Origin of the sequence: Pseudoalteromonas sp. PS5 (genome assembly GCF_004103255.1) — a bacterium.
In the GTDB taxonomy this organism is placed as follows: Bacteria; Pseudomonadota; Gammaproteobacteria; order Enterobacterales; family Alteromonadaceae; genus Pseudoalteromonas; species Pseudoalteromonas peptidolytica.
Genome location: NZ_RCSQ01000097.1, coordinates 24,266 through 31,087, shown reverse-complemented (window position 1 = coordinate 31,087; position 6,822 = coordinate 24,266). Strand labels below are relative to the sequence as shown.

The window sequence follows — 6,822 nt, the reverse complement described above, 5'->3', positions numbered from 1 at the left end:
GGAGGCGGTTTACCCGCCGAGGGTTTGAGAAAACTCCTTACTCAGTTTTGACGTTGCTCTACTTAAAACTTCTCTCTTCGACTTATCTATCAGCTTATAATTTACTTTCCTTAAGGAAAGTAAATTTAACTCTTTCTCTTTATTGGATTTTTTACATACCTTACTAAGGCTGTAAACTTAATTTATAAGAATAAACAAACATTGCGATTTTTTCTCAGCTGTATATACTTACAGTAAATATAATACTGTATGGAATACCAGTTGATGCGACCTTTAACTAAACGACAAGAGCAAGTCTTTGAACTGATTAAAGTATTCATTAAGGATACTGGCATGCCCCCGACTAGAGCTGAAATCGCTGATGCGTTAGGCTTTAAAAGTGCAAATGCAGCAGAGGAGCACCTTAAAGCACTTGCCAAGAAGGGGGTTATAGAAATGGTTCCTGGAGCTAGTCGAGGTATTAGGTTGGTTGAGGATGAACCAGAACAGTTAGGGTTGCCAATCATCGGCAGGGTGGCTGCTGGAGAACCCATTCTTGCAGAACAACACGTTGAAAGTCATTTCAATGTAGATGCTAGCTTCTTTAAGCCTCATGCGGACTATTTACTTAGGGTTAGTGGTATGAGCATGAAGAACATTGGGATCATGGATGGGGATTTGCTTGCTGTGCATAAGACTCAGGTAGCTGATAATGGTCAAGTAATAGTGGCGCGTGTAGAGGAAGACGTGACAGTTAAGCGCCTAGAGAAAAAAGGCAAAAAGATTTTGCTTCATGCAGAAAATGAAGAGTTTCAAGCTATTGAGGTTGATCTTGAACATCAGAACTTTTCTATTGAAGGGCTTGCAGTGGGTGTCATCAGAAACGCCGACTGGATGTAACTTAAGTTGAGCGTAACACTAATTAAATGGTGTTACGCTCTAGATAAACACCTTTTTTATTGCTTATCTAAAGTATTGCTAATACAGCCCTCGGCTGGGATTAAATATAGCTACTCTTAGGTTAGTTTACTACTTTGATAATTCTACATAATACTTTGCCTTCTTACATTTATTAGTTCATAACTATAAAAACACTTCTAACTGGCATCTTTTCCTAAAATCTTGCGTTTTGTAAATTTCTTGACTATTTGGTTAAGAGTCGTGCAGTAAGTCTATGTACCAATAGACAATATGACAGTCATCCGATAATAACAAAAGGGGCTAAGCGCTGCCTTGAAGGAGACGTCAAATGAAAATTTGTCGATTAGTTGTAGCATTTGTCACCGTGCTAATCGTCATGCCATCACTTGCGAATAGCGATTACAATATGAGGCAGGGCGTAACAGACATTAGCCATCAAGTATATGAGCTCCACATGACTATTTTCCTTATATGTTGTGTGATAGGAGTTATAGTGTTTGGAGTGATGTTCTGGGCATTACTCAAGCATCGTAAATCAACAGGTGCTGTCGCAGCTCAATTCCACGAAAGTACTAAAGTTGAAATTCTTTGGACCACAATCCCCTTTCTGATACTGATAGGAATGGCTATCCCTGCTACGAAAACGCTTATTGCGATGGAAGATACAAGCAAAGCTGATCTAACTATTAAGGTAACAGGTTCACAGTGGAAGTGGCATTACGAGTATATGGGACATGATGTTGAATTTTACTCTTTACTATCTACATCAAGAGACGAAATCAATGATCTACAAGATAAAAATGACAATTATCTTTTGGAAGTTGATAACCATTTAGTGATCCCAACTGATAGGAAAGTTCGCTTTTTAATGACGTCAGATGACGTTATTCACTCATGGTGGGTACCTGATTTTGCTGTTAAGAAAGACGCTAATCCGGGCTTTATCAATGAAGCATGGACCAAAGTTAATGAGGAAGGAATCTACAGAGGGCAATGCGCAGAGCTCTGTGGAAAAGACCACGGATTTATGCCTGTGGTGGTAGAAGCTGTAAGCCCTGAAAACTTTGAGGTGTGGCTCGATGATGCTAAAGCCGCCAAAGCAAAAGCTGCAGCAGAATCACAGGCGGTGGCAGAGCAAATTTTATCGAAAGAAGAGTTAATGGAGGTCGGCGAACAAACCTACATGGCATATTGTGCTGCTTGTCACCAGCCAACTGGGCTTGGCTTACCTGGCGTCTTCCCCGCTATGAAGGGGAGTGAAGTTGTCATAGGTGATCTTAAACCACACATTGACATCCTTCTGCTTGGTCGTCCTGGTACTGCTATGCAAGCATTTGCAAAGCAATTGACGATTAAACAAATTGCAGGAGTCATCACTTACAAAAGGAATAGCTGGGGTAATGACACAGGAGAGGTGATCCAGCCGAGTCAAATTCAACAAGAAATTGATGCCTTAGAGGAGGCCAAGTAATGAGTGCTATAGTAGAAGAACATTCAAATCATGGAACTCCCAAAGGCCTACAACGCTGGCTTTTTACAACCAATCATAAAGATATCGGCACGCTTTACCTATTATTTTCACTGACCATGTTTTTGATTGGTGGTGCAATGGCGATGGTGATACGGGCTGAACTCTTTCAGCCTGGATTACAGTTAGTCGATCCGCATTTTTTTAACCAAATGACAACCGTTCATGGCTTGATCATGGTATTTGGTGCAGTGATGCCGGCATTTACGGGGCTTGCCAATTGGATGATCCCGATGATGATCGGAGCTCCAGACATGGCGCTTCCAAGAATGAATAACTGGAGCTTCTGGATCTTACCTTTTGCGTTTGCCATTTTGCTCATGTCTTTGTTTCTAGAAGGAGGGGGGCCTGCTTTTGGATGGACTTTTTACGCACCACTATCTACAACCTACAGTAATGATAATACGGCATTTTTTGTATTTTCAGTTCATATAATGGGGATAAGCTCAATAATGGGCGCTATTAATGTCATCGTTACTATAGTGAACCTTCGAGCGCCAGGTATGACATGGATGAAGCTACCACTATTTGTATGGACTTGGCTTATAACTGCATTTTTACTAATTGCAGTTATGCCTGTTTTGGCTGGTGCTGTCACCATGGTGTTAACTGATAAGTTCTTCGGTACGAGCTTTTTTGATGCCGCAGGTGGTGGTGATCCTGTTATGTTTCAACACATATTCTGGTTCTTTGGTCACCCTGAAGTATATATTATGATACTACCCGCCTTTGGTATTATCTCCACGATAGTGCCTACCTTTTCTAGAAAGAAACTATTTGGCTATGCTTCAATGGTATACGCCACAGCCTCGATTGCTTTACTTTCTTTTGTTGTGTGGGCTCATCATATGTTCACGACAGGAATGCCACTAGCAGGTGAGCTTTTCTTTATGTATGCGACAATGTTGATTTCTGTACCTACAGGGGTAAAAGTATTTAATTGGGTCGCGACTATGTGGCGAGGGGCAATCAGCTTTGAAGTACCCATGCTCTTTTCTATCGCCTTTATTGTGCTATTCACAATAGGTGGCTTTTCCGGACTCATGTTAGCGATTACGCCTGCTGATTTTCAATATCACGATACCTACTTTGTCGTTGCACACTTCCATTATGTGCTAGTAACAGGTGCCGTGTTCTCTATTATGGCTGCTGCTTATTATTGGCTGCCGAAATGGACTGGCAACATGTTTGATATCAAACTAGCAAAACTGCACTTTTGGCTATCTCTTGTGAGTGTCAATGTATTGTTTTTTCCCATGCACTTTGTTGGCTTGGCAGGAATGCCTCGACGAATACCTGATTATGCACTTCAGTTCGCTGATTTTAATGCCATTATCAGCATTGGTGGCTTTGCTTTTGGTTTATCACAACTATTATTCGTGGCTGTTGTGTATAGGTGTGCCAAAGGAGGTGAGCAGGTGCCCGGTAAAGTGTGGGATGGAGCTGAAGGCCTTGAGTGGGAAGTACCGTCACCTGCGCCATATCATACATTTTCTACCCCACCGGAGGTCAAGTAATGCAACATGGACGCCTCCTTAGAAAGCTCCTGCTGCTGACTCTGGGCATGTTTGCTTTTGCTTTTGCATTAGTCCCACTTTACGACGTATTTTGTGATGTAACAGGACTCAATGGAAAACCTTCGATGAAAGTGGCAGAGCAAAGCGAGGCTATTATTGATAGCCGTCAAGTTGAGGTAAGTTTCACAACACATAGCCAGGGTCATGCACCATTTAAGGTTGATGCAGCTCAACACTTTGTCAGTGTGCAACCCGGAAAATTAACAGACGTGAAGTTTATTGCAAAGAATATGAGTGACAGTGATCGGATTTTACAAGCAATTCCCTCTGTATCTCCGGGAAAAGCTGCCAAGTATTTACATAAAATGGCCTGTTTTTGCTTCGACCAACAACCAATGAAGGGTAAAGAAGAGGTTGAGTTTGTATTGAGGTTTTATGTAGATACAGAACTGCCTGATGATGTGGAAGAACTAACGCTTTCATACACGTTATTTGATATTACAGAGCGAGTAAGCCAGACACAAAATGTGCAGTTGGGCCAGTTAGTCGCTCTAAAGGAGTTCTAACATGAACCATGAACAAGAAAAATACTACGTTCCAGAGCAAAGCCCTTGGCCTATTGTTGGCGCTTTTGCGCTCTTTTTTATCGCAGTGGGCTGCGCGCTTACAATCATTCAACTTGACTCCCCGAACAATAGTGGCGCAATCCTGTTACTTATAGGTATCGCTACGCTGATCTATATGATTTTTGGTTGGTTTAGAAACGTAATTCAAGAATCCCAAGCTGGATTGTATTCAGAGCAAATGGATCGCTCGTTTAAACAAGGGATGGGTTGGTTTATTTTTTCCGAAATAATGTTTTTTGGTGCTTTCTTTGGCGCGCTGTTTTATGCACGCATGATAGCTGTTCCTTGGTTAGGTGGAGCAAGTAATAATGTGAGCACAAACGAAGTGCTGTGGCCTCAGTTTGAAGGCGCGTGGCCACTATTAACAACGCCTGATGGAACGGTAACACAAGCCATGGGGTGGCAGGGCTTACCATTGATCAACACCATCATACTGCTCGCCTCTTCAATAACGTTAAGTTTGGCACATGTTGCCCTAGAAAAAGATCAAAGGGCAAAAGTAAAAGCCTTTTTAGGGTTAACGGTACTGCTTGGTATTGGCTTTTTAACTCTACAGGTTGAAGAGTATATACATGCCTATCAAGAACTTGGTTTAACTCTTCAATCTGGAGTTTATGGCAACACCTTCTTTTTACTAACTGGATTTCATGGAGTTCATGTCACGCTTGGGGCGATAATTTTATTTGTGATATGGGTGAGAGTTCTGAAAGGGCACTTTAGTGCGAAAAATCACTTTGCGTTTCAGGCTGGTGCTTGGTATTGGCACTTTGTTGATGTGGTGTGGCTGTGTTTGTTTGTATTTGTTTATGTGTTGTAGAAATAGGCGACGAATGTAATTTGATTAAATCAAACTGAGCAGCCAGACAAATAATAAGAATCACAGCTATAGAGGCGTATACTCGATTTAATAGCTGCTTTGCCATTGACCCTTGTTGCCCTGATTTGAGCATGACGAACATCGCTTTAAATAAACTAAGAAAAATAAATAGCAGAAGTACTACGATAATAATTTTAATCATAAGGAGTGTCCGTGAATTTAGGTGCACTTTTTAAAGGTAGATCAAAAACGCCTATATTGGCAGCGTTAATCGTGATGTTGTTATGTGTAGCTCTTTCATATTGGCAATGGCAACGTGCAGCCAAAAAGCATGCAATAAACCAACATATAGAGAAGCGACAAGACCAAAACCTTGCAAATAGAAATAATCCTGAAAGTAAAGTTCCTATCGAGCAAATTGATGGTGAAGTGCAACTAACTGGGCGCTTTGTTGCTGGCGCGGTATGGTATCTTGATAACCAAGTAGTAAAAGGCCGAGTAGGTTTTGACGTTATATCTATTTTAGAAGTGAGTAAGACTGGTGAATATGTTGTGGTAAATTTGGGTTTTGTCCCACAGCAAGCAAGTCGAATTCCAACACTTACTTCTCTTTCCGAAACAAAGGTAACTTTCCCTGCATACATTAAAACAAACGTGAGTAAAGGCTTTACGTTGGCTGACTCTGCAGCGGAAAGTCAGCAGGCTCATTCGATAATTCAGTATATTGATCTCGACTACCTATCTAAAGCTTCTAACCGCACTCTATTGCCTATCATTGCATACATGACACATGACGTACTTGGTAGTACTGAGCCACATTACCAACCAGTTGTAATGTCACCACAGAAGCATGAGGCTTATGCTGTTCAGTGGCTGCTGATTGCGTTTTCGGCACTAGTGATCGGATGGAAACTTTCAAAAAAGGAGAGTGGATATGTCTAAGACAGCGATATGGTTTGTCAGTTTGTTCATTATGCCATTACTACTAGCATTCGTTGCACTAAAGTTGGGTTGGCTTCCCAGTAGCACAACTAACCATGGTGAATTTCTACGTCAAGAGGTGAGACAGCCTGCAGTCGTCCAAGATACAGAGTGGAGTATTGTGTATCAGCGTCCAAAGTCATGTAATGAGCAATGCTCTTTGTTGCTTAACAGTCTTCCTAATTTGTATTTGGCACTTGGCAAGCATCAGCAGAAGGTAACTATCGTGGTGTTGCAGAATCAAGGCGAACCTCTTATTGAGCACGCAACTTCATTGCCGCTACAAATCTCCCAACTGCAAGATAACTATATTTACTTGGTAGATAAGACTGGTCTATTTGTTCTTCAGTACGCGCCTATATTAGATCAAAGAAAAACGAGAAGTATACAAAAAGGCTTGCTAAGTGACCTCAAAAAACTATTGAACTACTCTCGCTCAAGCTAGGAGGTTAT

8 protein-coding genes are annotated in these 6,822 nt (G+C 41.5%); 7 read left to right on the top strand and 1 reads right to left on the bottom strand.

Features of this window, described 5'->3' with window-relative positions; genetic code table 11:
- The first annotated feature begins 264 nt into the window (after positions 1–264).
- From lexA to D9603_RS13360, 5 genes are all read left to right on the top strand, one after another.
- A complete protein-coding gene (gene lexA, locus D9603_RS13380; RefSeq protein ID WP_125253753.1) occupies positions 265–879 on the top strand; it encodes a transcriptional repressor LexA in 615 nt (204 codons plus the stop codon).
- Between the two features lie 349 nt (positions 880–1,228).
- Positions 1,229–2,371, top strand: a complete 1,143-nt coding sequence (coxB, locus tag D9603_RS13375) for a cytochrome c oxidase subunit II (RefSeq protein ID WP_128731679.1) — start codon at positions 1,229–1,231, stop codon at positions 2,369–2,371.
- Positions 2,371–3,945 (top strand): cytochrome c oxidase subunit I, encoded by a 1,575-nt coding sequence (ctaD, locus tag D9603_RS13370; RefSeq protein ID WP_128731678.1) that lies wholly within the window; start codon positions 2,371–2,373, stop codon positions 3,943–3,945. The genes coxB and ctaD overlap by 1 nt, the downstream gene beginning before the upstream one ends.
- Positions 3,945–4,511 carry a cytochrome c oxidase assembly protein gene (locus D9603_RS13365; protein WP_128731677.1) on the top strand — a complete coding sequence of 189 codons (567 nt, stop codon included), beginning with the start codon at positions 3,945–3,947 and terminating at the stop codon, positions 4,509–4,511. Before ctaD ends, D9603_RS13365 begins: the two co-directional genes overlap by 1 nt.
- A gap of 1 nt (position 4,512) precedes the next feature.
- A complete protein-coding gene (locus tag D9603_RS13360) occupies positions 4,513–5,388 on the top strand; it encodes a cytochrome c oxidase subunit 3 (protein ID WP_128731676.1) in 876 nt (291 codons plus the stop codon).
- Here D9603_RS13360 and D9603_RS13355 read toward each other — a convergent pair.
- Entirely contained in the window at positions 5,288–5,590 is a 303-nt protein-coding gene (locus D9603_RS13355) for a DUF2909 family protein (RefSeq protein WP_125253748.1), read from the bottom strand. The two genes, D9603_RS13360 and D9603_RS13355, sit on opposite strands and share 101 nt — an antisense overlap.
- Positions 5,591–5,601: 11 nt before the next feature.
- Here D9603_RS13355 and D9603_RS13350 point away from each other — a divergent pair, with 11 nt between their 5' ends.
- Positions 5,602–6,330, top strand: coding sequence for an SURF1 family protein (locus D9603_RS13350; RefSeq protein WP_125253747.1), 729 nt, complete (start codon positions 5,602–5,604; stop codon positions 6,328–6,330).
- Positions 6,323–6,814: a transmembrane cytochrome oxidase associated protein gene (locus D9603_RS13345; protein WP_125253746.1), complete on the top strand. Its 492-nt coding sequence runs from the start codon at positions 6,323–6,325 to the stop codon at positions 6,812–6,814. The genes D9603_RS13350 and D9603_RS13345 overlap by 8 nt, the downstream gene beginning before the upstream one ends.
- Positions 6,815–6,822: the final 8 nt, after the last annotated feature.

Excerpts from the sequence above, each read along its gene's own strand:
- D9603_RS13365 (WP_128731677.1), top strand. The coding sequence starts at position 3,945 with ATGCAACATGGACGCCTCCTTAGAAAGCTCCTGCTGCTGACTCTGGGC.
- D9603_RS13355 (WP_125253748.1), bottom strand. The coding sequence starts at position 5,590 with ATGATTAAAATTATTATCGTAGTACTTCTGCTATTTATTTTTCTTAGT.
- D9603_RS13360 (WP_128731676.1), top strand. The coding sequence starts at position 4,513 with ATGAACCATGAACAAGAAAAATACTACGTTCCAGAGCAAAGCCCTTGG.
- D9603_RS13345 (WP_125253746.1), top strand. The coding sequence starts at position 6,323 with ATGTCTAAGACAGCGATATGGTTTGTCAGTTTGTTCATTATGCCATTA.
- lexA (WP_125253753.1), top strand. The coding sequence starts at position 265 with ATGCGACCTTTAACTAAACGACAAGAGCAAGTCTTTGAACTGATTAAA.
- coxB (WP_128731679.1), top strand. The coding sequence starts at position 1,229 with ATGAAAATTTGTCGATTAGTTGTAGCATTTGTCACCGTGCTAATCGTC.
- ctaD (WP_128731678.1), top strand. The coding sequence starts at position 2,371 with ATGAGTGCTATAGTAGAAGAACATTCAAATCATGGAACTCCCAAAGGC.